This is a genomic window from Aeromicrobium sp. SORGH_AS_0981 (assembly GCF_031453195.1).
Taxonomy (GTDB): domain Bacteria; phylum Actinomycetota; class Actinomycetes; order Propionibacteriales; family Nocardioidaceae; genus Aeromicrobium.
This window is the reverse complement of sequence record NZ_JAVIZD010000001.1, coordinates 3,287,467-3,313,282: the sequence shown is the minus strand read 5'-3', so window position 1 is coordinate 3,313,282 and position 25,816 is coordinate 3,287,467. Positions and strand designations below refer to the sequence as shown.

Below are 25,816 nucleotides of genomic sequence, written 5' to 3'. Positions count from 1 at the left end.
TTGAACTACTTTGGTCGAGAGACGACAGCGGAAGGTGACCAGCATGACCACGCAGACCGACGACACCACGACGACGCCCGCCGTGCAGTTCGGGCTCGACACGTTCGGCGACATCCCCCTCGGACCCGACGGGGAGCTGCTGTCGCACGCGGACGCGATCCGCCAGGTCGTCGAGGAGGCCGTGCTCGCCGACCAGGTGGGTGTCGACGTCATGGCGCTCGGGGAGCACCACCGCGACGACTTCGCCATCTCCAGCCCTGAGACGGTGCTGGCCGGCATCGCGTCGCGCACGGAGCGGATCCGGCTGGCGTCGGGCGTGACCGTGCTGTCGTCCGACGACCCGGTGCGCGTGTTCCAGCGCTTCGCGACGCTCGACGCGCTGTCGAACGGCCGGGCGCAGGTGATCCTCGGCCGTGGCTCGTTCACCGAGTCGTTCCCGCTCTTCGGCTTCGACCTCGCCGACTACGACGTGCTCTTCGAGGAGAAGATCCAGCTGTTCACCGAGCTGCTGAAGGAGCAGCCGGTGACCTGGTCGGGCACCACCCGTGCGCCGCTCGAGGGTGCCGACGTCTTCCCGAAGACGGACTCCGGGCACCTCGACACCTGGGTCGGGGTCGGTGGCTCGCCGCAGTCGGTCGTCCGCGCGGCGCACTACGGCCTGCCGCTCATGATCGCGATCATCGGCGGGTCGCCCGACCGGTTCGCGCCCTACCTGGAGCTGTACGGCCGGGCCGCGGAGAAGTTCGGCACGACCGCGCACCCGGTCGGCATGCACTCGCCCGGGTTCGTCGCCGACACCGACGAGGCCGCTGCGCGCATCGCCTGGCCGCACTTCAAGGCGTCGCGCGACCGCATCGGCCGTGACCGTGGCTGGCCGCCGGTCACGCCGCGCGACTACGAGCGCGAGATCGCCCACGGCTCGCTCTACCTCGGATCGCCCGAGACGGTCGCGCAGAAGATGGCTGCGGCCATCCGCACGCTCGGCGTCGGACGCTTCGACATGATCTACACGACCGGGTCCACGCCCGCCGCCGACCGTCTGCGGTCGGTCGAGCTGTACGGCACGGAGGTGATCCCGCGGGTGCGCGAGCTGCTGGCGGCCGACGCGACGGTCCCGACGGCGGCGGCGCAGGCATGACCACCGTCGGCATCCTCGGGGCGGGCAAGGTCGGCACGGTCCTCGCCCGGCTCGCCGTGGCGGCGGGCCACGAGGTGCTGGTGGCGGGGTCGGGGCCGGCGGAGGACATCGAGCTGACCGTCGACGTGCTCGCTCCGGGCGCGACGTCGACCGTGGCCGACGACGCTGCCCGTCGCGCCGACGTCGTCGTGCTGGCGCTGCCGCTCGGCAAGCACCGCACCGTCCCGGTCGAGGCGCTGGCGGGCAAGGTCGTCGTCGACGCCATGAACTACTGGTGGGAGGTCGACGGCGTCCGTGACGACCTGACCGACCCGCGCACGTCGACCAGCGAGGTCGTGCAGGCGTTCCTGCCCGACGCGCGCGTCGTGAAGGCGTTCAACCACATGGGCTACCACGACCTCGAGGACGGTGCGCAGCCGTCGGGCTCGGCGGACCGTCGGGCGATCGCGGTCGCGGGCGACGAGACCGACGCCGTGGCCGCGGTGTCGCGGCTCGTCGACGAGCTCGGCTTCGACCCCGTGGTCGTGGGGTCGCTCGCCGACGGCGTGCGGCTCGAGCCGGGGACGGAGCCGTTCGGCGCGAACGTGGGCGCCGACGAGCTGCGCGCGATGGTCGCGCGCTTCCCGGAGTCCGAGCGCGGCCGCGAGGTGCTCGCCGCCCGCGCCTAGCCGATCAGCTCGTCGGGCGCGACGATGCGGGGTCCTGCGTCACTGGCGAAGAACAGGGGCCGGCTCGAGAAGGGTGCGGCCTGCAGGTGACGGTGCAGGGCGCGGCACCACCGCAGATCGGCCGCCGTCAGGACGGACGAGTGCCCGGGTCGGGCCTTCATCAACGCCACCCCGCCGCCTGGCGCCTGCTCCTTGAGGGTCTCCGCGAGCCGTTCGACGAGCAGCCCGAGCAGCTCGTCCTCGGGCGCCGCCGCCTGGTGCTCGTCGTACAGCTGGATCACCGGACCCGCGACCCGCGCCCGCCGGTCCAGCACGAGCACGAACAGCTGCGGCGCCGAGTACCCGAAGCCGCCGTCGACGAACCGCCATGCGGCGGTCAGCGCGGCCGTGGAGGAGAGCGAGCAGTCGAGAGGACTCATCCCCTCAGCCTCCCCACCCGACTCCGGGACGCCCAGCGCTCGTCCACAGGGGGCGTCGGCCCGTGGCTGCGTCGGCGCGGCTTCTCGTTCGGGTGGGGGTGCGCTGGCGCGGCTTCTCGTTCGGGCGGGGCTGCGCTGGTGCGGCTTCGACTCGTCCTGCGCTCCGAAAGGGCCTCGACCGGGCGGCTGGGAGCGGTGGCGGCTTGGGTTCTCGGGCTGTGACCCGCGGTGGTCGCACCATGCTCCGTTTGCGCGTTCCATCGGTGGATCCGCAACCTTCTGAGCGCTCTACAGGTGGTGGATCCACCGCCGGCGGGGTCGGATGGGGCAGTGCTTCTCCCTTCTCGTGGACCGTGCCACAAGAAGGGAGAAGCGCTGCCCACCCCACCCCCCAGGGCACCCACGATGCTTCCTTCGCGCGCTGAAGACCGAACGCTTCTGCGTTGGTGACGGGATCCCATAGCGAACGCAGAAGCTTTGGCCCTCCCGCGCACGAACGAAGAATCGTGCGTCCAACGAAGGCCACAGCCCGAGTGCCCAACCCAGTGCGCCGCCCAGCCGCCCGGTCGAGGCCCTTTCGGAGACCACGACCAGCACCAGCCGAGGCAGCGCACCAGCAAGGTCACGACCCCCTGTGCCAAGCGCACCAGCAAGGTCACGACGACCGCAGCTGCATGTCGACGAGGACCGCACCCGAGAAAAACCGACACCGCCCCCACCCGGACGGGTGGGGGCGGCGTGGGGTTGGTCGGTCAGGCGGCGGCGGGGGTGGCCTCGGCGGGAGCCGGGGCGGCCTGGCGCGGCTTGCGGTCGGGGAGGGCGAAGCGGCAGATCTTCTTGGCGACGCTGAACAGCTGCTTGTGCAGCGGGCCGGTGTTGTACTCGATGCCGTAGCGCTCGCAGATCTCCTGGACCTCGACGGAGATGGCCCGGTAGCGGCGGGCCGGGATGTCGGGGAACAGGTGGTGCTCGATCTGGTGCGACAGGTTGCCCGACATCAGGTGCAGCAGCTCGCCGCCGCTGATGTTCGCCGAGCCGAGCAGCTGGCGGTAGTACCAGTGGCCGCGCGACTCGTCCTCGCACTCCTCCTCGGTGAACGTCGCGACGCCCGCGGGGAAGTGGCCGCAGAAGATGATGTTGAACGCCCACACGTTGCGGACGAGGTTCGCGGCGGCGTTGCCGGCGAGGGTCAGCGGGAAGAGCGGTCCGGTGAGGGCGGGGAAGACGACGTAGTCCTTCAGGGCCTGCTTCTTCACCTTCTTCATGATCGCGGAGTGCATGTGCGCGTTCTCCTCGATCTTGCGCTTGCCCTTCACGATGTTCTCGACCTCGAGGTCGTGCATCGCCACGCCCCACTCGAAGAAGACCATCAGCAGGAACGCGTACAGCGGGTTGCCCAGGTAGTAGGGGTGCCACTTCTGGTCGGCGTCCATCCGCAGGATGCCGTAGCCGATGTCACGGTCCTTGCCGAGGATGTTCGTGAACGTGTGGTGGATGTAGTTGTGGCTGTACTTCCACTGCTCGCCCGGGCACACGTTGTCCCAGTCGTAGATGCGCGAGCTGAGGTTCGGGTCGCCCATCCAGTCGTACTGGCCGTGCATGACGTTGTGGCCGATCTCCATGTTCTCGAGGATCTTGGAGAGGCTGAGCGCGGCGACGGCCAGCGGCCAGGCCGGGGGCACGTAGAAGAGGGCGCGGCCGGCGACCTCGAGCTGCTGCTGGCGCTTGACGACGCCGCGGATGTACTTCACGTCCTCCTCGCCGAGGTCGGCGAGGATGCGCTGGCGCAGCGCGTCCATCTCGTTGCCGAACGCCTCGAGCTGCTCGGGCGTCAGGTTGGGCACCTTCGGGTCGGAGGCGCGGGTCTTGGTCTTCTTGGCGCGAGGGACGAACGGGATCGTGGTCATGTCGTGTCCTTCCGGGAGGGGGAGGTCGTGAGGTCGGGTGGTCAGAGGTCGACGGCGCAGCTGCCGACGGGGGCGGAGACGCAGATGCGCACGTCCTCGTCGGGCAGCGACGACGTCTCGCCGGTGAGGATGTTGCGGACGGTGCCCTCGGTCTTGCGTGACGTGCAGGAGAAGCAGATGCCCATGCGGCAGCCGAACTCGGGCGTCAGGCCGGCGGCCTCGGCCTGCTCGAGGATGCTCGACCCGTCGTTCGAGGCCGTGGACCCGGCGAGGTTGAAGGCGAGGGTGCCCTCGGCGTCGTCGTCCTTCGCGAACGCCGGCGGCTTGAAGAACTCGACGCGCAACCGGGGCGAGTCGCCGTACGCCTCCTGCACGAGCTCGACCAGCCCGGCGGGGCCGCACACCCAGGTGTCCATGTCGGTGTAGTCGCCGCCGACCATGAGACGCAGCTCGTCGGCGTCGAACAGGTGGGGTCCGTAGCGCAGGTGCACCGTGATGCCGTTGTCGGCGGCGGCGATCTCGCGCAGCTCGTCGGCGAAGATCTGGTCCTCGGGCGAGCGGGCGTAGTGGACGAAGGTGATCTTGCGCTGGGCGTGGCCGTCGTAGCCGTCGCGCAGGAAGGTGCGGATGTGCGACATGACGGGCGTGATGCCGGACCCGCCGGAGATCATGACGAGGTGGTTGTTCGTCGGCGTCGCCGCGCTCTCGTGCACCGTGAACGCGCCCTCCGCCTGGCTCAGGTGGAGGATCAGGCCGGGCTGGGCCTCGCGGACGAGGTACTTGGAGACGATGCCCTCCTCGTGCGCGCGCACCGTGATGGTGAAGCGCTCGCCGGGCAGCGACGCGGCGGAGGAGATCGAGAAGCAGCGGGTGGTGCGACGGCCCGCGACCTCGAGCCCGACCTGCACGTACTGGCCGGACCGGTGTCCGCGCCACGTGCTCGTCGGCTCGAGGGTCAGGGTGGCGACGGGGTGCTCGCCGTCGGTCTCGCGGGTCACGTCGACGACGCGGGCGCGGACGTCGGTGGCGGCCCACATCGGGTTGATCTGGCGCAGGTAGTGGTCGACGCCGTGCGGGGAGGTGAGCGACGCGAGCAGGCGGGAGCCGAGCACGCGCTGGGCGAGCGGGGGGAGCGCGGCGGTGGAGGTCATCGGGCTGTGTCCTTCACGGGTCGGGATGGATGGTGTTGGTGGACACCTGTCCACCAACTGTCGGTATGTGACATCCCGGATGTCAACGTCCTGTCGCTGTGACTGCGGGCACGTCCGGTGTTTGCGCAGGTCGCAGCGTCGCGTCGGTGGTCACGTGTCCACCGATGCGTATGATCTGGGTCATGGACGACCAGCCCGTCGCGCTCCCGACGCGCACCGAGCGCAAGGAGCGCACCCGTCGCGCCATCCTCGACGCCGCCCTCACGTTGACCGAGCAGAGCTCGTTGTCGGCCCTGTCGCTGCGTCATGTGGCCCGCGAGGTGGGCATCGCGCCGACCGCGTTCTACCGGCACTTCGCGTCGGCGGAGGACCTCGGTCTGGCGCTCGTCGACGAGTCGTTCTCGAGCCTGCGGCGCACGCTGCGCGACGTGCGCGCGGCGCAGCCGTCGGTCGGCGGCGTCATCGGTCCGTCGGTCGAGGTCCTCGTCGAGCGGGTCCGCGCGGACCCCGAGCACTTCGGCTTCATCAGCCGCGAGCGGGTGGGCGGCCTCCCGGGGGTGCGAGCGGCGATCCGCCACGAGCTGGACCTCTTCGAGGCCGAGATCGCGACCGACTTCGCCCGCCTTCCCGGCGCCGTGCACTGGTCCACCGACGACCTCCGCACGTCGGCGAACCTCATCGTGATCGCCATGGTCGCGGCGGCCGAGCGTCTGCTGCAGGGGCCCGGCACGCCGGCGTTCGAGCGGGAGGTGGCGCGGTCCACCGCCACGCAGCTGCGGATGCTGTCGATCGGCGCGATCCAGTGGCGCTCCCGGCCGCAGGACCGCGGTGGCAGTGGTCGACTGCGGGCCGCCGACGACACCACCACCAGCTGACGACGACGCGGAACGCGATCAGTGGTACCGATTCCGTGACGTTCCGGTGACATCGCGACGTTTTCCTCGCCGTCGGACCGTGCTGACAGGCATGATCGGCAGGTGAGCCATCCGCTTGACCCGCTGACGTCCGACGAGTTCCGCGCGACCACGGCCCTGCTCTCCGCCGAGCACGGCGTGGGTGAGGGCTGGCGGTACTGCTCGATCGAGGGCCTCCAGCCGTCGAAGCAGGCGCTCGACGCCTTCGCGGCAGACGGCACGGTGCCGCCGCGCGTGGTCGAGGCGATCTGCCTGGAGCGCGCCACCAACCGCACCTTCCGGGCGCGCGTCGACCTCTCCGCCGACGCCGTCACCCACTTCGCGCACGTGCCCGACGTGCAGGCGAACGTCACGGTCGACGAGTGGGAGGAGGCCGACGCCGTGCTGCGCGAGCACCCCGACGTCGTGGCCGCGCTGGAGAAGCGCGGCATCACCGACCTCTCGCTGGTCTTCATGGACACGTGGACCTACGGCGACGCCGTCATGCCCGAGGAGTGGCGGGACCGCCGGATCGGCTGGTCCGACACGTGGGTCCGCGCGGCCGAGGGCGCCAACCCCTACGCCGGGCCGGTCAACGGCCTGCACTGCGTCATCGACCTCAACAGCATGGAGCTGCTGCGCGTGGAGGACACCCACAGCGTGCCGCGCCCCGACGTGATGGGCGAGTACGTCCCGCGGCACGTGCCCGACCGGCTGAAGAGTCATCGCCCGCCGCGCAGGCCGCTGGAGATCGTCCAGCCCGAGGGCATCGGGTTCGAGGTCGACGGCCACGAGCTGCGCTGGCAGAACTGGACCATGCGCGTGGGCTTCAACCACCGCGAGGGGATGACGCTGCACGCCGTCACCTACGACGACGCGGGACGCACGCGCAAGGTCGCGCACCAGCTGAGCTTCGCCGAGATGGTCGTCCCGTACCGCGACCCGAGCATCGACCACTACCGGCGCACCGCCTTCGACATCGGCGAGTGGGGCCTGGGCTTCATGACGCAGTCCCTCGAGCTGGGCTGCGACTGCCTGGGCGAGATCCGCTACCTCGACGCCGTCCTGCACGACAGCTCCGGCGAGCCGTACACGATCGCGAACGCGATCTGCCTGCACGAGGAGGACAGCGCCGTCGGCTGGAAGCACGTCGACCACGGTGCGCACGGGCCCAGCGCCGAGGTGCGGCGGCAGCGCCGGTTCGTGGTGTCGTTCCACGTCACGGTCGCCAACTACGAGTACATCACCTACTGGCGCTTCTACGAGGACGGCAACATCGAGTGCGAGGTGCGCGCGACCGGCATCATGGTCGTCACCCACGTCGAGGAGGGGCAGCCGCACCCGCACGGCACGCTCGTCGACGAGCGCACGTACGCCCCCTACCACCAGCACTTCCTGGTCGCCCGGCTCGACCTCGAGCCCGACGGGCGGACGAACACGGTCGTGCGCAGCGAGACGGTCGTCGACCCCATGGGGCCGGAGAACCCGCTCGGTCTCGGCATCCGGCAGGTGAGCACCCCGATCACCGTCGAGGGCCACGACGACTTCCGCTGGGAGAGCCAGCGCGCGTGGAAGGTGGTCAACGAGCGGTCGCTGAACGGGCTGGGGACGCCCGTCTCCTACAAGCTCGTGCCGGGCGGGGCGATCCCGTCGTTCTTCGACCCGGCGTCGCCGGTGCTGCAGCGCGCGCAGGTGATCGGTCACACCGTGTGGGTCACCCCGCACGACTCCGAGGAGCGCTGGCCCGCGGGGGAGTTCGTGAACCAGAGCCGGGTCGACCACGGCCTCCCGGAGTGGGTGCAGCAGGGACGCTCGACGGCCGACACCGACGTCGTGCTCTGGTACACCTTCGGCATCCACCACATCACGCGGCCCGAGGACTGGCCGGTGATGCCGGCCGACATCGTGTCGTTCTGGCTCAAGCCCGTCGGGTTCTTCGACCGCAACCCGTCGCTCGACGTCGAGCCCCAGCCGACGTCCGCCTGCCACACCGGGCCGGGCTCCTGCCACTGAGCCCCGGCCCGGCGTCGTGCGCGGACGTCAGTCGGAGGTCTCGGAGACCTCGTCGTCCATGTCGGTCGCGAACACGCGGAACTCGTCGCGCCCCGTGTGCATCGACCACAGCGTCTCGGCGAGGACCGTCGGGTCCTTCTGCGGGTGCCCCTCCTCGATCGACCCGGGGATGACCAGCTGCGCGACGTGGATGTCCTCGTCGGCGAGCGTGTGGTGCAGCATCTGCGCGTAGGCCGACTGCGCGGCGAACGACAGGGAGGTGCCGGCGAACTTCGGCGCGGGGCGCACCGCGGTGCCGCCGTTGACGAACAGGACCGTGCCCTGGCCGACGAAGCGCATGTTCTGCAGCACGGCGTGGACGGCGGCGATCGGGCCGTAGACGGAGAACTCGATGGCGCCCTTCGTGTCGTCGACGGTGGTCTCCAGCAGCGGCCGCAGGAACGACTTCTGGGGGAGCGGGCTGTACTGCAGGACCTCGATCGGACCCTGCGTCTCGTTGGCCTGCTCGAGGGTCCGCGCGAGGGAGTCGGGGTCGCGGACGTCGGTGGTCCAGCCCCGGGCGTCGATGCCCTCGGCCTGCAGGTCGGCGGCCAGCGCGTCGACGCGCTCCTGGTTGCGGGCCAGCAGGGCCACGGCGAAGCCCTCCTTGCCGAAGCGACGGGCGACCGCCGCTCCGAGTCCTCGGCCGGCTCCGACGATGGCGATGGTGGTCACGGGGTCCTCCTGGGATCGGGTGGGATGCTCTTCGACGCTAACCGCGGTCGACGGATCCGGCAGCCCGAACGGAGCGGGCGCCGCGGATCCTCGGCGGCGGGTCGAGCGATCAGTGCGCAGCGCCGACGCCGGCGAGTCCCTCGCGGTACGTCGGGTAGTCCGGCGTCCAGCCGCTCGAGCGCAGCAGTGCGTTGGAGATCCGCTTTCCGTGACCCTGCGCCGGGTCCGCGGGAGGCAGGGGTGCCAGCCCGAGCCGCTCGGCCAGGAACGCAGCGACGTCGCCGCGCAGGGCCGGCTCGTCGTCGGTCCCGAGGTAGACGCGCGCCGGCTCCTCGACCTGGGTCAGCAGGTGCACCGCGGCTCGCGCCGCGTCGACGCGGTGGATCCGGTTCGTCCACCGGTGCGGGTCGCTCACCTCGCCCGCGCGCACCTCGTCGGCGAGGCGAGGGGTGCCCTCGTAGAGGCCGGACAGGCGCAGCACGCTGCCGGTCGGCACACGGTCGAGGAACGCCTGCTCGGCCTCCAGCAGCACGGCAGCGGGAGCGTCGGCGGGTGCCGGGGGTGTCTGCTCGGTGATCACGTCGTCGCCGTCGCCGTTCACGGCGGTCGAGGACACGAGCACGGCGCGACGCGGGCGCGCGCCCCGGCGGTCGAGGGCGTCGAGCGCACGCAGCATGCCGTCGACGTACGTGGCGCGGTAGGACTCCTCGCTGCGCGGTCGCGCCGTCAGCACGACGGCGAGCAGGTCGAGGTCGAGGTCCGGCAACGTCGGCTCCTCCCGGGACAGGTCGGCGGAGAGCCCGACGAGCGGGGCCGGCACCTGGTCGGCCTGCCTGCGGATGCCGACCACCTGGTGGCCGAGCGCGGCGAGGCGCAGGCCCACGTCGGCCCCGAGCCGACCGCAACCGACGAGCAGGGTGTCCGGGGACGTCATGGTTCCTCCTAGAACGGGGGCCACGGCACGGCCGGCATGGGTCCGCGCGGTGCGGGGAAGGTACCGGCGGACAGCAGGGCGTCGCACCGGTCGCCGAACGCCTGCACCTCCGCGGCCGTGACGAGGTCGGGCAGCACGCCACCGAGTCCGGCCGCGTCGTCGAGCGAGGCGCGCAGCCGGCGCACGCCGTCGAGCTCCTCCTCGGTGAGCGGCTGGCCGAGCCAGCCCCACAGCACCGTCCGCAGCTTGTGCTCCGCATGGAACGTCAGACCGTGGTCGACGCCGTAGCGGTGACCGTCGGGCATCTCCAGCACGTGGCCGCCCTTGCGGTCGGCGTTGTTGAGCACGACGTCGAGCACGGCCATCCGCCGCAGCGCCGGGGTGTCCTCGTGCACGAGCGAGACCGGTCGGTCCCGCTCGTCGACGCCGTCGAACACGTGCAGCATGCCGTCGGGGACGCGGCGGGCGCGGACGATGGTCACGGCCTCCTGCTCGGGGTCGCTCGTCTGCCAGCGCTGCACCATGCCCGGTCCGTGCGGCCCGTCGCGCAGCCAGGTGGGCGGGACGACCTCCCAGCCCGTGGCCCTCGAGACCTGGTACGCCGCGAGCTCGCGGTGCGCGAGCAGCCCGTCGGGGAAGTCCCACAGCGGCTGCTCACCGGCGACCGGCTTGTAGACCACCTGGACGTCGCCGATCGTCGCGACGAACGTCGCGTTCGAGGCCGAGACCACCCGGCCCGTCAGGACCAGCTCGTCCTCCAGCAGCGCCGGCTCGACGTCGGCGGACAGGGGGAGCTCGTTCACCGGAACTCGTCGGGCAGCTCGCAGACGTGGTCGTCGGGGGAGTCCATGGGTACCTCGCAGATCGGGCACGCCGGACGACCCGCCGAGACCACCTCGCGGGTGCGCTGCGCGAACGCGCGGGCGCTGCCGACCGGGATGCGGACGACGAGAGCCTCCGGCGGGTCGACCTCGACGACGCCCTCGGCGTCGGCCTCCGCCTCCACGTCGAGCACCGGGAACGCCTCGATCACGATCTGCGCGGTCGAGGGGTCCCACCCCAGGCCCATCGCACCGACGCGGAACTGCTCCTCCACCGGCTGGTCGAGCGGCTCGTGGTCGGCCAAGCCGTCCGGGGCGCTCGCCGGGATGCTGAACGGGTTGCCGTCCTCGGCCATCAGCTCGTCGAGCACCTCGTCGAGCCGGTCGGCGAGGACCGCCGACTGCTCCTTCTCGACCGCCACGCTCACGAGCTCACGACCCGCCTTCGCCTGCAGGTAGAACGTGCGTGCGCCGGGTGAGCCGACCGTGCCGACGACGAAGCGGTCGGGCCAGTCGAATCCGTGGACGATGGTGGCCATGCCTCCACTCTAGGGTCCGTCGCCACGCTCCGCCGCGCGGCGACGTCAGGAGCGGCCTGGCCCTGCCAGCTCCGCCGGACCGTCCTCCAAGGCCTCCAGCGTCGTCTCCGGGCCCTGCTGGTCACCGGGTCCGACACCCCCGCGGGGACCGTCCGCCGCGCTCTGCTGGTCCTCGGGCCCGGCACCTCCGCCAGGACCATCTGCCGCCCGGGGCCCGGCACCCCCGCCAGGCACCGCGTCGGTGGTGGCCGCGGCGTCGGCGGCCGGGCGCAGCCAGCCGAGGTCGCCGGCGTGGGTGTTCTGGGCCAGGACGTAGGGGCGGGCCTCGGTGTAGCGGACGATCGAGATCGACGCCGGGTCGACCTGGATGCGCTGGAAGAGGTCGAGGTGCATGCCGAGCGCGTCGGCCAGCACCGCCTTGATGATGTCGCCGTGGCTGACCGCCACCCAGACCGCGGAGGCGCCGTGCTGGGCCTCCACCTCGGCGTCGATCCGCCGGACGGCCTCGACCGCGCGCGCCTGCATCGTCGTCATCGACTCACCGTCGGGGAAGACGGCGGCCGACGGCTGCGACTGCACGACCTTCCACAGCGGCTCCTGCGCCAGCTCCTTCAACGGTCGTCCCTGCCAGGACCCGTAGTCGCACTCGCTGATGGCCTCCTCGACCCGCAGCACGATCGAGGGGTCCTGGTGCGCCAGGAGGGCTGCGCTCGTCTCGCGGCAGCGCTCCATCGGGCTCGAGTACACGGCTGCCAGCGGCACGTCCGTGAGCCGCTCTCCCGCGCGCGCGACCTGGTCGCGCCCGTGGTCGTCGAGCAGCACCCCGGGCGTCCGCCCGGCGAGCACGCCGGAGGCGTTGGCGGTGGTGCGGCCATGCCGCAGCAGGACGAGAGTGGCCATGTCGACGAGCCTAGGGCCGCCCCGCACACCGCGCCGGGTGTGGTGCGTCGGGCCTGCTCCAGGCGCCGGCTCGGTTAATCGCTTGGCGACCACGCCCCGCGCCCCCTACGGTGGTCCCCGGTGCGCCACCCGGCCACCCCTCACCCTCGCAGCAGGAGACCACCCGTGACCACGTATCGCAGCAGCCTCGAAGCGACCGGCCCCTGGGCCGGGCGCGCGCTGCACGCTGCCTTCGTGGTCTCGCAGCACGTCTCCCTCGAGGAGAACCAGGACCCGCGAGGCGAGAAGCTGCCCGCGACGGAGCGACCCATGACCTAGGTGCACCCTGCACCGGCCCGGGGCCGCTCCAGCGAGTCAGACGACTCGAGGGGGCGGCCCCTTCGCATGTCCGGACCCGACCCACCCACCCACGACCCTCAGCACGCACCGACGACCCACCCGGGAGGTGACCACGATGGAGACGACGAACGGCAGGACCCGCGCCAGGACCGTGGCGCGCACCGAGAGCACGGTCGCGTCGGTCCTGACCACGCACGGCGTGGTCGCGGCCTTCGCCCACCCGACGCCACGCGCCCTCGCCGACGACTGGGCGTGCGCGGGCCAGGACCCCGAGCTGTTCTTCCCGAGCGACGACGGCCAGCTGCTCGCCGCCCAGGCGGTCTGCGGGACGTGCACCTTCCGCGACACCTGCCTCGCGCTCGCGACCGCGAGGTCCGAGAGCGGTGTCTGGGGCGGGGTGCTGCTCGCCGACGGCACTCCGCTGGCCTCCGTCCCCACCAGGGGGAGGCCGAGGGGGAGCCGCTCGCGGGCCACGCCCCAGACCGCTGCCTGACGGCGTCCGCACCACGCCGTCGGGCAGCCCCCTCTCCGTAGCTCAGCTGGACAGAGCCCCCGGTCGCGAGCCGGGAGGTCGGAGGTTCGAGCCCTCCCGGGGAGACCCGGCACGCCCACCACCACATCCACACCCACCGCCCGAGGAGGCGACCCACCATGACCACCACGACCATCCCGCCCGACGCCACGGCGTTCCCGACTCGCCTGCCCGGTGCCGTCGCGGACACGCTCATGTGGGCCGACCCGGCCGACGTCGAGGACGCTGCCCTGTCCCAGCTGCGCACCATCTCGCGCCTGCCGTGGGTCCACGGCCTGCGCGTCATGCCCGACGTGCACCTGGGCAAGGGCGCGACCGTCGGCTCCGTCGTCGCCATGCGCGACGCGGTGTCGCCGGCTGCCGTCGGTGTCGACATCGGCTGCGGCATGACCGCGGTCCGCACCGACCTGACCACCGAGGACCTCCCGGAGGACCTGCGGGGCCTGCGCCACCAGATCGAGCGCGCCGTGCCCGTGGGCTTCCACGCGCACGACGTCGCACCCGACGTCGACCGGCTCGGCCTCGGCGGCGCCGGGGCCGGCTGGGACACGTTCTGGGGCGGGTTCCGCGACCTGCACGAGAAGGTCCGCGACCGCGAGTCGAAGGCCATGAAGCAGATGGGCTCCCTCGGCGGCGGCAACCACTTCATCGAGGTGACGTCCGACGACGGCGGACGCGTGTGGCTCATGCTGCACTCGGGATCGCGCAACATCGGCAAGGAGCTGGCGGAGCGGCACATCGCGGCGGCGAAGGGCCTGGACCACAACCTGGACCTGCCCGACCGCGACCTCGCCGTCTTCCTCGCCGGCACCGCACCGATGGAGGCGTACCTGCGCGACCTGTACTGGGCGCAGGACTACGCCGCGCGCAACCGTGCGGTCATGATGGCCCTCGTCCGCGAGGTCGTCACGACGTACTTCGGAGCCCGGGGTCGCGACGTGGCGTACGACCGCGCGATCTCCTGCCACCACAACTACGTGGCGCAGGAGCGGTACGACGACGTGGACCTGGTGGTCACCCGCAAGGGCGCCATCCGCGCAGGCACGGGCGACTACGGCCTGATCCCGGGATCGATGGGCACCGGGTCGTACGTCGTGCGCGGGCTCGGCAACGAGCAGTCCTACTGCTCGGCGTCGCACGGTGCGGGACGCAGGATGTCGCGCACCCGGGCCCGCAAGACGTTCACGGCGGACGACCTGGTCGCCCAGACTGCGGGCGTCGAGTGCCGCAAGGACGTCGGCGTGGTCGACGAGATCCCGGCGGCGTACAAGGACCTCGAGTCCGTCATCGCGGCGCAGACCGACCTCGTGTCGGTCGAGGCGCGGCTCACCACCCTGCTCTGCGTCAAGGGCTGACCCGGTGGGCTGACGGACGGGGAAGAGGTGGGGCCGGTCGGCGCAGGACCGACCGGCCCCGGTGTCGAGGCTGTGCTCTTTCGCCGCCCAGGGCCCGGCACCCCCGCCGGGCTGTCTGCCGCCCAGGGCTCGGCACCCCCGCCGGGCTGTCTGCCGCCCCGCTCACCAGGTGTCGACGGTGCGCCCCGAGCCGACGAGCCGGCCGTCGCGGTCGGCGGCCTCCACCAGCCGGGCGAGCAGACCTCGGGTCTCGGCAGGGTCGACGACGTCGTCGATCTCGCCGTGCCGGGCGACGTTCAGCGCCGACGCGTGGGCCTGCGCCAGCGCGGTCAGCTCGCGCACCGTGCGCTCGCGCTCCTCCACGTCCGCGATCGCCTCGAGCTCCTTGCGCATCGACAGCCGCACTGCCCCCTCCAGGCCCATCGCGCCGAGGTGAGCACCGGGCCACGCCACCGTCATCAGCGGCTCGTGCAGGCTGCCCCCGAGCATCGCCTGCGCGCCGAGTCCGTAGGCCCGGCGCAGCACGACGCCGATCATCGGCACCTGCAGCGAGGCGCCCGCCACCAGCAGCCGCGCGCAGTGCCGGACCATCGCGGTGCGCTCGGCCTCGGGGCCGACCATCATCCCCGGGGTGTCCACGAAGGAGACGACGGGGAAGCCGTGCGCGTCGCAGAGCTGCAGGAACCGGGCCGCCTTGTCGCCCGCGTCGGCGGTGATCGCGCCGGCCACGTGCCGGGAGTCGTTCGCGAGCACGCCGACCGTCCGCCCCTCCAGACGAGCCAGCGCCGTCACCAGCTCCGGCGCGAACGTGGGGCGCAGGGGCAGCACGCTGTCCTCGTCGAACACCGTCTCCAGCACCGGCAGGGGGTCGTACGCGCGACGCTCGCCGGCCGGGACCACGTCCCGCAGCACGGTCTGGTCGCCGGCGGTCCAGTCGTCGCGTCGGCCCAGGAAGTAGCCGATCAGCTCCCGCGCCACCTGCGGTGCCTCGTCGTCGTCGGCCACCACGTCGACCACGCCGTTGGCCGTCATCACGTCGATCGGGCCGACGTCCGCGGCCTCGACGTCGCCCAGGCCGCCGCCCGCGATCATCGCCGGCCCGCCCATGCCGAGCGACGCCCGCGACGTCGCGACCACCAGGTCGGCCGTCCCGGCCACGACCGCGTTGCCGGCGAAGCAGTTGTCGTCCACGACCGCCACGCGCGGGACCCGCCCCGACAGGCGCGCCCACGCCGCGAACGTCGGCACGTCGAGCGCCGACGCCAGCGGGATGTCGGTGTCGCCCGGGCGTCCTCCGCCGCCCGCGGTGAAGAACACCGTCGGCAGGCCGAGACGGGCCACGACGTCGAGCAGCCGGTCGGTCTTGGCGTGCCCCCGCATGCCCTGCGTGCCGGCCATCACGAGGTAGTCGTACGACAGGACGGCGCAGGCGCGGCCGTCGATCGTCGCGAGGCCGCCGACGATCCCGTCGGCCACCGTGCGGTCGAGCAGGTCGTCGTCGCTGCGCCGGTCGGTCTGTGCCGCGGTCACGAACCGGCCGTACTCGACCAGGCTGCCCGGGTCGACCAGCGCGGCGACGTTCTCGCGCGCCGTGCGGCCCCCGCGACGGTGCAGGCGCGCCACGGCCTCGGGTCGGGCGGCGTCCTCGGTGAGCGCGCGTCTGGCGAGGAGCTCGAGCAGGTCGGGTCGGATGTCCACCCGGCGATCCTGCCGCACGACGGGCCAGGCCGTGCGGACCAGCCTGTACGGGTCGGCGAGAGCCCTACCGGGTCGTGCCGTGCCGGGAGAGGTGGTCGTGCAGGCCCCGCAGCACAGCGGCGTCCTCCGCACTGGTGCGGACGGGGTCGGCGACCCAGTCGACGAGCGGGGCGCTGCTGCGCGCCGCGCCCGAGCGGACGTCGGCGGCGGCCGCGGCCAGGAGCCGACCGACTGGTGTCGTGGGCGGTGCGTCCACGCGCTCGGCGACGAGCGCCTCGGCGCGCTCGAGCGCGACGTCGGGCACGTGTGGTCGGCGCCGGGCCGCCAGCGCGGCCACCGCGTGCGGCAGTGCACCGGTCGGCAGGTCGCTCGACGTCAGCTCCTCGGCCATCGTGTCGAGGTGCAGCTCCATCAGCCAGGTCGGCATGCCGCGGGTCGCGAGCATGTCGGCCAGCCAGAACACCTGCTGCACCGCGACGGCCTCGGGCGCGGCGACGAGGTGCACGATCCAGCTCGAGTCCGACACCGAGAAGCGCGCCCCGCGATCGCCGTAGCGGTCGCGGTAGTACGGCAGGCCCTCGTACGACGTCCGCGCCGCGCGGATCGCCGCGCGGAGCATCGACAGGTCGGTGGCGATCGCGTGCCCGCCCGTCTCGGGGTTGAGCACCGTCGCGTCGGCCGGCCACGCGCTCGAGCGGCGGGGGAGGGCCAGGCCGATCGTCCGCACGAGCTCGACGACGACGCGGGCGACCTCGCCCGGCGCGTCGTCGGCGTCGTGCTCGAGCGCCTCCAGCACGGCCAGGCGCAGCGTGTCGGCGTCCGTGGTGCCGAGGATGCCGGCCACGCGCTCGATGCCCACGACGGCGGCGACGACGGTGGCGTCCGTCTCGCGGCCCTGTGCCTGGCGGTCGCAGTGCTGCAGCACCAGCGCGGTCGCCTCGTCCAGGGTCGCGTCGACGGCCGCGGCGCGACCGCGCGCGCCGCCGAGGTCCCCTGGTCTCATGGGGTCGATCGTGCCAAACGAGGGGTCACGCCGGGTCCGTGGGCGACTGCGGGGTGAGCAGGGGCGCTGCTGACAGGCTGGCCATGACGCGGCGGGCGAGCGCCGGACCATCCTCCTCGCCGCGCCGGTCGTCGACCTGCTTCAGCACGAAGACGGCCATCCAGGCCGTCGCGGCGACGCCCACGTCGTCGGCCGCGACTCCGCGCCGGGCGGCCAGGGCGACGCACAGCCGGTCGTAGGCCTCGGAGAGCCACTCCAGGAGGCGACCGTGCAGCCGCGCGTTGGCGTCAGTGAGCTCGCGGAACCGGTCGGCGTAGGGGTTCGCGCCTCGCGTGTGCTCGAGCAGGGCCAGGAGCGCGTGCCCCAGGGCCGTCTCGGTGTCCTCGTCGGCAGGCCGGCCGGTCAGCTCGTCGGCCATGAGGCCGGGGTCGCCGAGGAACGCCGTCCCGAGCTGCTCCTTCGTCGGGAAGTAGCGGTACAGGGTCGAGATGCCGACGCCGGCACGCTGGGCCACGTCCTCCAGGGTCGTCGCCTCGTAGCCCTGCTCGAAGAACATCTGCATGGCGGTCGTGGCGAGCAGCTGTCGGGTGCGCGCCGCGTTGATCTCGCGCAGTCCCATGGCGTCACCGTAGGCGACCTGCTGGTCCCCGGCTGGTCAACTATCCGCGGGTGGGCCGATCGTGCCGGTGTCAGGCCAGCCGACGCAGGGCCGCGCCCATCGCGTCGACGAGCGCGGTCAGGCCCTGGAGGGGGCGCACCATGACCGTGAACTCGACGAGCCGGTCGTCGGGGCCCCAGCGCACCATGTCGACACCGTGCACCTGCTTGCCGCCCACCTCCGTGGTGAACTCCAGCACCGCGGACTCCTCGTCCCACAGCTGCCGGTGGTAGGTCAGGTGCGGCCCGAGGACCTCGAGCGCGGCGCGCAGGTACAGCGTCGTCGTGGCCCGACCCTCCTGGGGCGTGTGGACGGCCGGTGAGCGGAAGACGACGGCGTCGGCGAGCAGGGCCTCGAGCCGCTCGAGGTCGCCGGTGCGCACGACCTCGTGCCAGGCGTCGACGGCGGCGGGACGGACGGGGGACGGGCTCATCGTGCTCCTCTGGTGGCTCGGGTGTGGGCTGCGTCACGCGAGGGTGCCGCGGGCTGCAGCCCCCGCTAGGGTGGTCTCACTGTATGCAATCAGTTGCATAGTTCGCCAGCGGGCCGGGACGTCGTGCCCACCCGCCGAGTCCCGAGGAGACCCCCGTGGCCCTGCCCGAGATCCTGCGCCGTCCGCTCAGCCTGCCCGTCGTCGCGTCGCCGATGTTCATCGTCTCCGGGCCCGAGATGGTCGTGGCGCAGTGCACGTCCGGCATCATCGGCTCGTTCCCCGCGCTCAATGCGCGCCCGGCCTCGCTGCTCACCGACTGGCTCAGCCAGATCACCGAGCAGAACGCCTCCTTCGCCGCCGCGAACCCCGACCGCCCGGTCGCGCCGTTCGCCGTGAACCAGATCGTCCACCGGTCGAACGACCGGCTCGAGCACGACCTCCAGCTCTGCGTCGACCACCAGGTGCCGATCGTCATCACCTCCCTCGGTGCCCGGGAGGACGTGAACGAGGCCGTCCACTCCTACGGCGGCATCGTCCTGCACGACGTGATCAACGACCGGTTCGCGCACAAGGCGATCGAGAAGGGCGCCGACGGGCTGATCGCGGTGGCTGCGGGAGCCGGTGGCCACGCCGGAACGCAGTCGCCGTTCGCCCTGGTGCGGGAGATCCGTCGCTGGTTCGACGGTCCGGTGCTGCTCTCGGGCGCCATCGCGCACGGGCGTTCGGTCCTGGCCGCCCAGGTGGCCGGAGCCGACCTCGCCTACGTCGGCAGCGCGTTCCTCTCGACGCACGAGGCGAACGCCGCGGAGGAGTACAAGGACATGATCGTGTCGTCGTCGGCCGCAGACATCGTCTACAGCAACCTCTTCACCGGCGTGCACGGCAACTACCTGCGCGGCAGCATCGTCGCCGCCGGCCTCGACCCCGACGCGCTGCCGGAGTCCGACCCCACGGCCATGGACTTCGGCACCGGGGGCGACGACGACCAGCCGAAGGCGAAGGCCTGGCGCGACATCTGGGGCTCCGGCCAGGGGGTCGGCGCGATCGACCAGCGTCGGTCGGTGGCCGAGCTCGTCGCGCAGCTGCGTGCCGAGTACGACGAGGCCCTCGCCGCGCCGATCTGGGACGGTCGCCGCGAGCTCAGCCTGGCTCCTGCTCCCGCCTGACCAAGTCGGGACCACACGACAGCGCCGCCGCGGCCCGAAGGCCGTGGCGGCGCTGTGGTGCCCGCGTGGAGCTCAGCCCGCGACGCGGTCCTGCTGCGCGAGGGCGCCGCGCTGACGCTCGGGCTGCGCGTGGTCGAGTCGGCGCGAGCGGGGGTCGATGAGTCGGACGATGCCACTGCCGCGGAACGAGTCGCCCACGTTGTCGGCCTCGATGGCCACCACGTCGCCGTGGCCCGTGCTCGTGCCCAGGGCACGGAGTCCCGGACGACCGAGGGCGCCGATGGCCTCGACGACGGCGCGCACCGTGGCGGCGTCGCGCACGGCGTGGAACGTGACGGTGGGGGTGGGGAAGGTCGACATGTCCGGCTCCTGTCGCGCAGGGGGTGTGTGGGGGTAACTCCCAAGATAGTGCACAAGTTGTTCATGAGCGCGTCGAGCTGAACAACTTCTCCGTGAACTGGTTCACTCGTGCCGCGCGCCGACCCGCGGGCGGACGCGCGCGGGGCGACCGGGAGAATGAGCCCGTGGACGACGCGGAGCGGGACTGGGCGCCGCACGCCCGCGTCGAGGTGCCCTGGCGGCAGCAGGTCGAACGTGGTCCGCGCGCCGACCGGCTGCTGCGCAGCATCGAGGTGCGGGTCCCCCCGCGCGTCGCGGAGGCCGAGCACGTCGCCGATCGTCCGCTCGCCGCGTCGATGGCGAACGCCCTGGCCGGGCTGCGTCAGCTCGACGGCAGCCACGGGCGGCGTCTGCGCTCGCTGAACCAGCTGCTGCTGCGCACCGAGTCCGTCGCGTCGTCGAAGATCGAGGACGTCGAGGCCAGCCTCGTCGACTACGGACGCGCCGTCCTGGGCGCGCGCTCCAGCGCGTCGGCGGTCTCGATGGCAGCCGCCACCGACGCCCTGGCCGACGTCGTGACCCAGGCCGACGTCAGCGGAGTCATCGGGCTGACGTCCTTGCGCGACGCGCACGCCGTGCTGTTCCGGCGCAGCGTCGACCAGCAGCACCACGCCGGTCGCTTCCGGACCGTCCAGAACTGGATCGGGGGATCGGACTACACGCCGCGCAACGCCCTGTACGTGCCGCCACCGCCCGACCTCGTGCCCGGGTTGCTGGAGGACCTCGTCGCCTTCGCCAACCGCGACGACGTGCCGGTGCTGGTGCAGGCTGCCGTGGTGCACGCCCAGTTCGAGTCGATCCACCCGTTCGTCGACGGGAACGGTCGGATCGGGCGGACGCTCGTGCACGCGGTGCTGCGTCGTCGTCGCGTGACCCGGCACCTGACGGTCCCGCTCGCGTCGGCGCTCGTCGCCCACCGCGAGAGCTACTTCGACGCGCTCGGCGACTACCGCGAGGGCCTGGCGCGCCCGATCGTCGCCATGCTCACCGCCGCCGTCATCGTGGCGACCCACGAGAGCCGGCGCACCGCCACGCACCTGCACGAGATTCGCACCGACTGGGACGCCCGGCTGGGTCCCGTCCGCCGTGGCTCGCCGGTGCACCGGGTGCTGATCGCGCTGCCGGAGCATCCCACGGTGACGGTCTCCGGGCTCGCGGAGTCGCTGGGCCTCGAGCGCGACGAGGTCGGCGCGGCCGTGGACGCCCTGCACGCCGTGCAGATCCTGGAGCCGGCACCGCGCGGCCTCGGCGACCGTCGCCGCGGACGGTGGGAGGACCGGGTGTGGGCGGCCCGCGACATCCTCGACGAGCTGGCCGACCTCGACCAGCGCATCGTCGCCGTCAGCCGGCTGCGCGACGGCTGACGCGGACCGGGTCGCGCCCGGGAGCAGGCAGGGCCAGGATGGACGGATGGCCGATCCGACGGAGGACAGCATGAGCGAGCAGGCCCACCAGCCCGGCCAGGAGGTCGAGGCCGACGATCCTGGCGTGCCGAACGACCCGCCCGGGCCCGACGTGCCGCAGGACGCGGGCCCGAGCCTCTCGCCCGACGTCCCCGCCCCTCCGCTGGCGGAGCAGCCCGAGGGCACGAGCGAGGTCGACGGGGCCGACCCCCATCGCGGCGAGACCGAGCCGGCCCCGGCGGACGACGAGACGCAGACGGCGCCCGGCGCCGGGGGCGACGAGCCGGGCGACCACGACCGCCCCGACTGACCCAGGGATCAGCCGGTGTCGCCCGGCCCGGGCCGCCGACGCGTCCGCTTGACGTCGCCCCGGCGCTTCTTCGCGTCCACGCGACGACGCTGCGAGGCACGGGTCGGACGGGTGGCACGCCGGGGTCGCGGGGGCACCACGGCGGCGGCCACGAGCTGCTCGAGACGGACGCGGACGGCCTCCCGGTTGCGGTGCTGCGAGCGGTACTGCGACGAGGCGAGGGTGAGGGTCCCGTCGACCAGACGGGTCCGCAGCCGTTCCTCGGCGAGCGCGCGCTGCGCGTCCGAGAGCACCGTCGAGCGACGGAGGTCCCACGTCACCTCGACGCGGGTGTCGCTGGTGTTCACGTGCTGACCGCCGGGACCCGACGACCGGCTGAACCTCCAGGTCAGCTCGTCGTCGGGGATGCGGAGACGGTCGTCAGCCACGGCCGTCGCACCCGGCGGGCTCAGGTCGCATCGGAGCCGCCGCGGGAGCGGGAGAAGTCGATCCGGCTCACCGTGCCGCGACCCTCGCCCGAGCCTGGCGCGGTGTCGTCACCCTCGGCGTCGTCGTCGGCCGCCTCGTCGGGGAAGTGCCCGAGGTAGGCCATCGCCGCGTCGTGCAGACGCCCGTTCGTGGCGACGGCGTTCACGCCCCACGGTCCGTCGGTGCCGTCGAGGGCGGTGAACCGGCCACCCGCCTCGCGGACGATGACGTCGAGGGCGGCCATGTCCCAGAGCTTGAGCTCGGGCTCCGCGGCGATGTCGACGGCTCCCTCGGCGACCAGCATGTAGGACCAGAAGTCCCCGTACGCCCGGGTGCGCCAGCAGCGTCGCGCGAGCGCCCAGAAGGCGTCGGCCTTGTCGATCTGCTCCCAGGACGGTGCCGAGCTGAACGACAGCGACGCGGCCGAGAGGTCGGAGACCTGCGAGCAGCGGATCTGCCGGGCGTGCATGAACGACTTGCCGGTGTAGGCGCCCGCGCCCTTCGAGGCCCACCACCGCCGACCCAGGGCCGGGGCGGAGACGAGCCCGGCGACGATCTCGCCGTCCTCCTCGAGCGCCACGAGCGTGGCCCACACCGGGACGCCGCGCACGAAGTTCGACGTGCCGTCGATCGGGTCGATGATCCACCGGCGCTCGTGGGAGCCGGTGGAGCCGAGCTCCTCGCCCTGCTCCTCCCCGAGGACCACGTCGCGCGTGCGGGCCGACTTGAGGACGCGGCGGATGGCCGCCTCCACCGCCTGGTCGGACTCGGTCACGTAGCTCATGTCGGGCTTCGTGGACACCTCGAGGTCGATCGCGCCGAACCGGTCCATCGACAGGTTGTCGGCGGTGTCGGCCAGCACGTGCGCGAGCCGCACGTCGTCGTTCCAGGAGTGCGTCATGCTCGCAGGGTAGCGGCGACGCCCGACGCGCCCGACCTGGCCAGGGGTGTCGGGTGTCGTCCTGCTCGCCGCGACGGCGGTGCTCGTCCCGGTGCTCGTCGTGCTGGTGGGGTGAGCCGGGCCGACGCCGGCTCACCAGCTGGTGGTGTCCTTCGCCGCGACGATGCGGCGGAACGACTCCACCCGGGCCGCCGGCACGGTGCCTGCGGCCACGGCGAGGTCCAGCGCGCACTCCGGCTCGGTGGCGGCGTGCGTGCACCCGCGCGGGCAGTCGCGGCTCGCGTCGTCGAGGTCGGGGAACGCCCGCAGCACGTCGTCGACCTCGACGTGCGCCAGGCCGAACGAGCGGAAGCCGGGCGTGTCGATGATCCACCCACCGCGCCCTCCGGTCGTGGCGTCGTCGAGCTCGATCGCGAGTGCCGACGTCGACGTGTGGCGGCCGCGGCCGGTCACCTCGTTCACGTGGCTCACCGCGCGGCCCGTCCCGGGGACCAGGGCGTTGACCAGCGTCGACTTGCCGACGCCGCTGTGCCCGATGAAGACGCTGACGCGGCCGGCGATCGCCTCGCGCAGCTCGTCGAGGTTCTCGAGCCCGTCCGCGCCGCGTCGGGTGACGACGGCGCGGACGTCGAGGGGACGGAGCAGGTCGAGGATGGGGTCGGCGGGCCCGAGGTCGGACTTCGTGAGGCAGACGAGCGGCTCCATGCCGGCCTCGAACGCGGCGACGAGGCAGCGGTCGATGAGCCCGGGCCGCGGGGGCGGGTCGGCCAGCGCCGTCACGACGACGAGCTGGTCGGCGTTGGCGACGACGACGCGCTCGATCGGGTCGTCGTCGTCGGCCGTGCGCCGCAGCACGGTGCGGCGGGGGAGCACCTCCACGATGCGGGCCAGGGTGCCGGTGTCGCCGCTGACGTCGCCCACGACCCGCACCTCGTCGCCGACCACGACGCCCTGGCGCCCCAGCGGCCGCGACTTCATGGCGGTGACGAGCGGCTCCTCCGGGGGGGTGTCGAGCAGACGCAGCGTGTAGCGGCCGCGGTCGATCGTGACGACCCGTGCCACCGGCGCGTCGTCGTAGGACGGGCGGTCCTTGGTGCGCGGACGCGTGCGACGACGCGGTCGGTCGAACCCGGCGTGCTCGTCGTCCTGCCTCACGCGACCAGCCGCTCCCACACCGGCGCGAAGTTCGGGTACGTCTTCACCGTGGTCGAGACGTTCTCGACGAACAGCTCCGGCACGCGCAGCGCGAGGACGACGGCCGCGTGCGCCATGCGGTGGTCGTCGTAGGTCTCGAAGATCGCCCCGTGCAGGGGACGCGGTCGGATCTCGAGGCCGTCCTCGGTCTCGGTGACGTCGCCGCCCAGCCGGTTCAGCTCGGTCGCGAGGGCGGCGAGACGGTCGGTCTCGTGGCCCCGCAGGTGGGCCACGCCCCGCAGCCGCGACGGGCCGTCGGCGAGCGCCGCGAGGGCCGCCACCACCGGCGTGAGCTCGCCGACGTCGTGCAGGTCGAGGTCGACGCCCTGGATGCTGGAGCCGCCCTGGAAGACGAGGTCGGCCCCGTCGCGCTCGACGCTGCCGCCGAACGCCTCGACGAGACCGCGCCACGCGTCGCCGGCCTGCTGCGTCCGCTCGGGCCAGCCACGGACCCGCATCCGACCGCCGGTGGCCACGGCGGCGGCGACGAAGACGCCGGCGTTGGAGAGGTCGGGCTCGATCTCGACGTCGAGGGCGTGGATCGGCCCGGGCGCGACGACCCACCGGTCGGGGGTGGAGTCGTCGACCTCGACGCCGCGGCGACGCAGCTCGTGCACGGTCATCTCGACGTGCGGGAGCGAGGGGAGGGTCGCGCCGACGTGGCGCAGGTCGAGCCCGCGCGCGAAGGCGGGCGCGGCGAGCAGGAGCGCCGACACGAACTGGCTGGAGGCCGACGCGTCGACCTCCAGCGGGCCGCCCTCCACCACGCCGGTGCCGCGGACGACGAACGGCAGCGCACCCCGACCCTCGTCGTCGACGTCGACGCCCAGGGCGCGGAGGGTGGCGATCGTCTGCCCCATGGGCCGGCGGCGGGCGTGCGGGTCGCCGTCGAAGGTCGCGGGCGCGGACCGCAGCGCGGCGAGCGGCGGGACGAAGCGCATGACCGTGCCGGCCAGCCCGCAGTCGACGCTGACGGGCGCGGTGCTGGTGCGGTCGACCGGGGTGACCCGCCAGGTCATGCCGTCCTTCTCGACCTGCGCGCCGAGCGACGTCAGGGCCGCTGCCATGAGCTGCGTGTCGCGGGATCCGAGCGGTCGTGACAGCGTCGACGGGCCGTCGGCGAGCGCCGCCAGCACGAGGGCGCGGTTGGTCAGCGACTTCGAGCCGGGCACGAGGACCTGCGCGTCGACGGGTGTGTCACGAGTGGGGGCGAGCCAGGGCAGCGGGGCGTTCATCACGCGTCACTCTAGTGGGGACGAGCCGTGTCGCCGCAGCGCGCGGCGACCACGGCCGTCGCGCTCACGGACGCAGGTCGTCGATGCGCTCCGCGACGGCGTCGGCTGCGTCGACGACCTTGTTCTTGGCGCGGGTGCCGATGAACTTCTTGTGCGGGTCGGGGTCGAGGGTGCTCATGAGCAGACCCCCGATGAGCGAGACGTTCTTGAGGAAGTGGATCGTCTGGTTCTGCCGCGACGCCGGGTCGGACTCGTTCCAGAACGGGTGTCCCACCGCGGTGGTGGGGACGAGGGTGCCGGCGAGCACGGCCGCCGAGAGGCGCGGGAAGTGGCCGGTGGCCAGCGCCGCACCTGCGACGACGTGCACGGCACCGTTCACGCGGACGAGGTTCGTCGGCGACGTCTGGAGCTGCGGCGCGGTGCGTCCGAGCGCGTCGGCGACGGGCTCCGCCTTGGGCCCCATGGCCGACGCGTGGCGCAGGGCGTTCACACCCCCGTACACGAACATCGACGCGAGCAGGGGACGGGCGAGGGTGCGCAGGACGGTCATGGACCCATCATGCCAACGTCGCCAGGTTCCACAACGCCAGCGGACCGCAGGACCGTCGCTGCGCGGGGACGCGGG

At 72.9% G+C, this 25,816-nt stretch carries 28 protein-coding genes and 1 tRNA gene; 11 read left to right on the top strand and 18 right to left on the bottom strand.

What is annotated here, in order from left to right; translation table 11 throughout:
- Window positions 1-43 precede the first annotated feature (43 nt).
- Together QE370_RS16375 and QE370_RS16370 are read left to right on the top strand one after the other, a co-directional pair.
- Window positions 44-1,138, top strand: a complete 1,095-nt coding sequence (locus QE370_RS16375) for an LLM class flavin-dependent oxidoreductase (protein ID WP_253025661.1) — start codon at window positions 44-46, stop codon at window positions 1,136-1,138.
- The gene (locus QE370_RS16370) at window positions 1,135-1,806 is read left to right on the top strand and encodes an NADPH-dependent F420 reductase (RefSeq protein ID WP_309634988.1); all 672 of its coding nucleotides are present in this window, start codon (window positions 1,135-1,137) and stop codon (window positions 1,804-1,806) included. Before QE370_RS16375 ends, QE370_RS16370 begins: the two co-directional genes overlap by 4 nt.
- Here QE370_RS16370 and QE370_RS16365 read toward each other — a convergent pair.
- The 3 genes from QE370_RS16365 to QE370_RS16355 form a co-directional block, all read right to left on the bottom strand.
- Window positions 1,803-2,225 (bottom strand): hypothetical protein, encoded by a 423-nt coding sequence (locus QE370_RS16365; RefSeq protein ID WP_309634987.1) that lies wholly within the window; start codon window positions 2,223-2,225, stop codon window positions 1,803-1,805. The two genes, QE370_RS16370 and QE370_RS16365, sit on opposite strands and share 4 nt — an antisense overlap.
- 752 nt (window positions 2,226-2,977) lie before the next feature.
- Window positions 2,978-4,132 (bottom strand): acyl-CoA desaturase, encoded by a 1,155-nt coding sequence (locus tag QE370_RS16360; protein ID WP_083516304.1) that lies wholly within the window; start codon window positions 4,130-4,132, stop codon window positions 2,978-2,980.
- A gap of 41 nt (window positions 4,133-4,173) precedes the next feature.
- On the bottom strand, window positions 4,174-5,283 hold the full coding sequence (locus tag QE370_RS16355) for a ferredoxin reductase (RefSeq protein WP_253025657.1): 1,110 nt from the start codon (window positions 5,281-5,283) through the stop codon (window positions 4,174-4,176).
- Window positions 5,284-5,465: 182 nt separating this feature from the next.
- Between QE370_RS16355 and QE370_RS16350 the strand changes: the two genes are divergently transcribed.
- Both QE370_RS16350 and QE370_RS16345 read left to right on the top strand, forming a co-directional pair.
- Window positions 5,466-6,158, top strand: a complete 693-nt coding sequence (locus tag QE370_RS16350) for a TetR family transcriptional regulator (RefSeq protein WP_253025656.1) — start codon at window positions 5,466-5,468, stop codon at window positions 6,156-6,158.
- Between the two features lie 51 nt (window positions 6,159-6,209).
- Entirely contained in the window at window positions 6,210-8,189 is a 1,980-nt protein-coding gene (locus QE370_RS16345) for a primary-amine oxidase (protein ID WP_309635274.1), read from the top strand.
- Window positions 8,190-8,216: 27 nt separating this feature from the next.
- Here QE370_RS16345 and QE370_RS16340 read toward each other — a convergent pair whose 3' ends face one another.
- The 5 genes from QE370_RS16340 to QE370_RS16320 form a co-directional block, all read right to left on the bottom strand.
- Complete coding sequence (locus QE370_RS16340) at window positions 8,217-8,903, bottom strand: SDR family NAD(P)-dependent oxidoreductase (protein ID WP_309634986.1); 687 nt, start codon at window positions 8,901-8,903, stop codon at window positions 8,217-8,219.
- Between the two features lie 109 nt (window positions 8,904-9,012).
- Window positions 9,013-9,837 carry a hypothetical protein gene (locus QE370_RS16335; protein WP_309634985.1) on the bottom strand — a complete coding sequence of 275 codons (825 nt, stop codon included), beginning with the start codon at window positions 9,835-9,837 and terminating at the stop codon, window positions 9,013-9,015.
- 8 nt (window positions 9,838-9,845) lie between these two features.
- Window positions 9,846-10,640: an SCO1664 family protein gene (locus QE370_RS16330; RefSeq protein ID WP_309634984.1), complete on the bottom strand. Its 795-nt coding sequence runs from the start codon at window positions 10,638-10,640 to the stop codon at window positions 9,846-9,848.
- Window positions 10,637-11,197: a DUF3090 family protein gene (locus QE370_RS16325; RefSeq protein ID WP_253025651.1), complete on the bottom strand. Its 561-nt coding sequence runs from the start codon at window positions 11,195-11,197 to the stop codon at window positions 10,637-10,639. The genes QE370_RS16330 and QE370_RS16325 overlap by 4 nt, the downstream gene beginning before the upstream one ends.
- Window positions 11,198-11,242: 45 nt before the next feature.
- Window positions 11,243-12,097 (bottom strand): histidine phosphatase family protein, encoded by an 855-nt coding sequence (locus QE370_RS16320; protein ID WP_309634983.1) that lies wholly within the window; start codon window positions 12,095-12,097, stop codon window positions 11,243-11,245.
- A 165-nt stretch (window positions 12,098-12,262) separates the two neighbouring features.
- On the opposite strand from QE370_RS16320, the gene QE370_RS16315 reads away from it, so the two are divergent.
- The 4 genes from QE370_RS16315 to QE370_RS16300 all read left to right on the top strand — a co-directional run bounded on the left by QE370_RS16315 (window position 12,263) and on the right by QE370_RS16300 (window position 14,323).
- Window positions 12,263-12,415: a hypothetical protein gene (locus QE370_RS16315; RefSeq protein ID WP_309634982.1), complete on the top strand. Its 153-nt coding sequence runs from the start codon at window positions 12,263-12,265 to the stop codon at window positions 12,413-12,415.
- A gap of 136 nt (window positions 12,416-12,551) precedes the next feature.
- Window positions 12,552-12,929 (top strand): WhiB family transcriptional regulator, encoded by a 378-nt coding sequence (locus QE370_RS16310; RefSeq protein WP_309634981.1) that lies wholly within the window; start codon window positions 12,552-12,554, stop codon window positions 12,927-12,929.
- 31 nt (window positions 12,930-12,960) lie between these two features.
- Window positions 12,961-13,034 (top strand) — tRNA-Arg (locus tag QE370_RS16305).
- Window positions 13,035-13,087: 53 nt separating this feature from the next.
- A complete protein-coding gene (locus tag QE370_RS16300) occupies window positions 13,088-14,323 on the top strand; it encodes an RtcB family protein (RefSeq protein ID WP_396127826.1) in 1,236 nt (411 codons plus the stop codon).
- Window positions 14,324-14,485: 162 nt separating this feature from the next.
- Here the strand turns inward: QE370_RS16300 and QE370_RS16295 are convergent, their stop codons facing one another.
- The 4 genes from QE370_RS16295 to QE370_RS16280 form a co-directional block, all read right to left on the bottom strand.
- A complete protein-coding gene (locus tag QE370_RS16295) occupies window positions 14,486-16,021 on the bottom strand; it encodes a carboxyl transferase domain-containing protein (RefSeq protein ID WP_309634980.1) in 1,536 nt (511 codons plus the stop codon).
- Window positions 16,022-16,085: 64 nt separating this feature from the next.
- Window positions 16,086-17,024, bottom strand: a complete 939-nt coding sequence (locus QE370_RS16290) for a hypothetical protein (RefSeq protein ID WP_253026748.1) — start codon at window positions 17,022-17,024, stop codon at window positions 16,086-16,088.
- 25 nt (window positions 17,025-17,049) lie between these two features.
- Window positions 17,050-17,643 (bottom strand): helix-turn-helix domain-containing protein, encoded by a 594-nt coding sequence (locus QE370_RS16285; protein ID WP_309634979.1) that lies wholly within the window; start codon window positions 17,641-17,643, stop codon window positions 17,050-17,052.
- A gap of 70 nt (window positions 17,644-17,713) precedes the next feature.
- Window positions 17,714-18,115: a nuclear transport factor 2 family protein gene (locus QE370_RS16280; RefSeq protein ID WP_309634978.1), complete on the bottom strand. Its 402-nt coding sequence runs from the start codon at window positions 18,113-18,115 to the stop codon at window positions 17,714-17,716.
- Window positions 18,116-18,270: 155 nt separating this feature from the next.
- On the opposite strand from QE370_RS16280, the gene QE370_RS16275 reads away from it, so the two are divergent.
- Entirely contained in the window at window positions 18,271-19,281 is a 1,011-nt protein-coding gene (locus tag QE370_RS16275) for a nitronate monooxygenase family protein (RefSeq protein WP_309634977.1), read from the top strand.
- Between the two features lie 72 nt (window positions 19,282-19,353).
- Here QE370_RS16275 and QE370_RS16270 read toward each other — a convergent pair whose 3' ends face one another.
- On the bottom strand, window positions 19,354-19,641 hold the full coding sequence (locus tag QE370_RS16270; RefSeq protein ID WP_309634976.1) for a hypothetical protein: 288 nt from the start codon (window positions 19,639-19,641) through the stop codon (window positions 19,354-19,356).
- 164 nt (window positions 19,642-19,805) lie between these two features.
- On the opposite strand from QE370_RS16270, the gene QE370_RS16265 reads away from it, so the two are divergent.
- Together QE370_RS16265 and QE370_RS16260 are read left to right on the top strand one after the other, a co-directional pair.
- Window positions 19,806-21,044: a Fic family protein gene (locus tag QE370_RS16265; RefSeq protein WP_309634975.1), complete on the top strand. Its 1,239-nt coding sequence runs from the start codon at window positions 19,806-19,808 to the stop codon at window positions 21,042-21,044.
- 46 nt (window positions 21,045-21,090) lie between these two features.
- The gene (locus QE370_RS16260) at window positions 21,091-21,393 is read left to right on the top strand and encodes a hypothetical protein (protein ID WP_309634974.1); all 303 of its coding nucleotides are present in this window, start codon (window positions 21,091-21,093) and stop codon (window positions 21,391-21,393) included.
- 8 nt (window positions 21,394-21,401) lie between these two features.
- Here the strand turns inward: QE370_RS16260 and arfB are convergent, their stop codons facing one another.
- The 5 genes from arfB to QE370_RS16235 form a co-directional block, all read right to left on the bottom strand.
- Complete coding sequence (gene arfB, locus QE370_RS16255; RefSeq protein ID WP_309634973.1) at window positions 21,402-21,821, bottom strand: alternative ribosome rescue aminoacyl-tRNA hydrolase ArfB; 420 nt, start codon at window positions 21,819-21,821, stop codon at window positions 21,402-21,404.
- Between the two features lie 20 nt (window positions 21,822-21,841).
- Entirely contained in the window at window positions 21,842-22,762 is a 921-nt protein-coding gene (locus tag QE370_RS16250) for an inositol monophosphatase family protein (RefSeq protein ID WP_309634972.1), read from the bottom strand.
- Window positions 22,763-22,894: 132 nt separating this feature from the next.
- On the bottom strand, window positions 22,895-23,917 hold the full coding sequence (gene rsgA, locus QE370_RS16245) for a ribosome small subunit-dependent GTPase A (RefSeq protein ID WP_309634971.1): 1,023 nt from the start codon (window positions 23,915-23,917) through the stop codon (window positions 22,895-22,897).
- A complete protein-coding gene (aroA, locus tag QE370_RS16240) occupies window positions 23,914-25,191 on the bottom strand; it encodes a 3-phosphoshikimate 1-carboxyvinyltransferase (RefSeq protein ID WP_309634970.1) in 1,278 nt (425 codons plus the stop codon). Before aroA ends, rsgA begins: the two co-directional genes overlap by 4 nt.
- 64 nt (window positions 25,192-25,255) lie before the next feature.
- Window positions 25,256-25,741, bottom strand: coding sequence for a DoxX family protein (locus QE370_RS16235; protein WP_067856151.1), 486 nt, complete (start codon window positions 25,739-25,741; stop codon window positions 25,256-25,258).
- Window positions 25,742-25,816 lie beyond the last annotated feature (75 nt).

Coding starts and splice junctions, on each gene's coding strand:
- QE370_RS16310 (WP_309634981.1), top strand. CDS start 12,552: ATGGAGACGACGAACGGCAGGACCCGCGCCAGGACCGTGGCGCGCACC.
- QE370_RS16355 (WP_253025657.1), bottom strand. CDS start 5,283: ATGACCTCCACCGCCGCGCTCCCCCCGCTCGCCCAGCGCGTGCTCGGC.
- QE370_RS16325 (WP_253025651.1), bottom strand. CDS start 11,197: ATGGCCACCATCGTCCACGGATTCGACTGGCCCGACCGCTTCGTCGTC.
- QE370_RS16290 (WP_253026748.1), bottom strand. CDS start 17,024: ATGAGACCAGGGGACCTCGGCGGCGCGCGCGGTCGCGCCGCGGCCGTC.
- QE370_RS16335 (WP_309634985.1), bottom strand. CDS start 9,837: ATGACGTCCCCGGACACCCTGCTCGTCGGTTGCGGTCGGCTCGGGGCC.
- QE370_RS16280 (WP_309634978.1), bottom strand. CDS start 18,115: ATGAGCCCGTCCCCCGTCCGTCCCGCCGCCGTCGACGCCTGGCACGAG.
- aroA (WP_309634970.1), bottom strand. CDS start 25,191: ATGAACGCCCCGCTGCCCTGGCTCGCCCCCACTCGTGACACACCCGTC.
- QE370_RS16375 (WP_253025661.1), top strand. CDS start 44: ATGACCACGCAGACCGACGACACCACGACGACGCCCGCCGTGCAGTTC.
- QE370_RS16320 (WP_309634983.1), bottom strand. CDS start 12,097: ATGGCCACTCTCGTCCTGCTGCGGCATGGCCGCACCACCGCCAACGCC.
- QE370_RS16350 (WP_253025656.1), top strand. CDS start 5,466: ATGGACGACCAGCCCGTCGCGCTCCCGACGCGCACCGAGCGCAAGGAG.
- QE370_RS16260 (WP_309634974.1), top strand. CDS start 21,091: ATGGCCGATCCGACGGAGGACAGCATGAGCGAGCAGGCCCACCAGCCC.
- QE370_RS16270 (WP_309634976.1), bottom strand. CDS start 19,641: ATGTCGACCTTCCCCACCCCCACCGTCACGTTCCACGCCGTGCGCGAC.
- QE370_RS16250 (WP_309634972.1), bottom strand. CDS start 22,762: ATGACGCACTCCTGGAACGACGACGTGCGGCTCGCGCACGTGCTGGCC.
- QE370_RS16365 (WP_309634987.1), bottom strand. CDS start 2,225: ATGAGTCCTCTCGACTGCTCGCTCTCCTCCACGGCCGCGCTGACCGCC.
- QE370_RS16300 (WP_396127826.1), top strand. CDS start 13,088: ATGACCACCACGACCATCCCGCCCGACGCCACGGCGTTCCCGACTCGC.
- QE370_RS16360 (WP_083516304.1), bottom strand. CDS start 4,132: ATGACCACGATCCCGTTCGTCCCTCGCGCCAAGAAGACCAAGACCCGC.
- QE370_RS16235 (WP_067856151.1), bottom strand. CDS start 25,741: ATGACCGTCCTGCGCACCCTCGCCCGTCCCCTGCTCGCGTCGATGTTC.
- QE370_RS16285 (WP_309634979.1), bottom strand. CDS start 17,643: ATGGGACTGCGCGAGATCAACGCGGCGCGCACCCGACAGCTGCTCGCC.
- QE370_RS16370 (WP_309634988.1), top strand. CDS start 1,135: ATGACCACCGTCGGCATCCTCGGGGCGGGCAAGGTCGGCACGGTCCTC.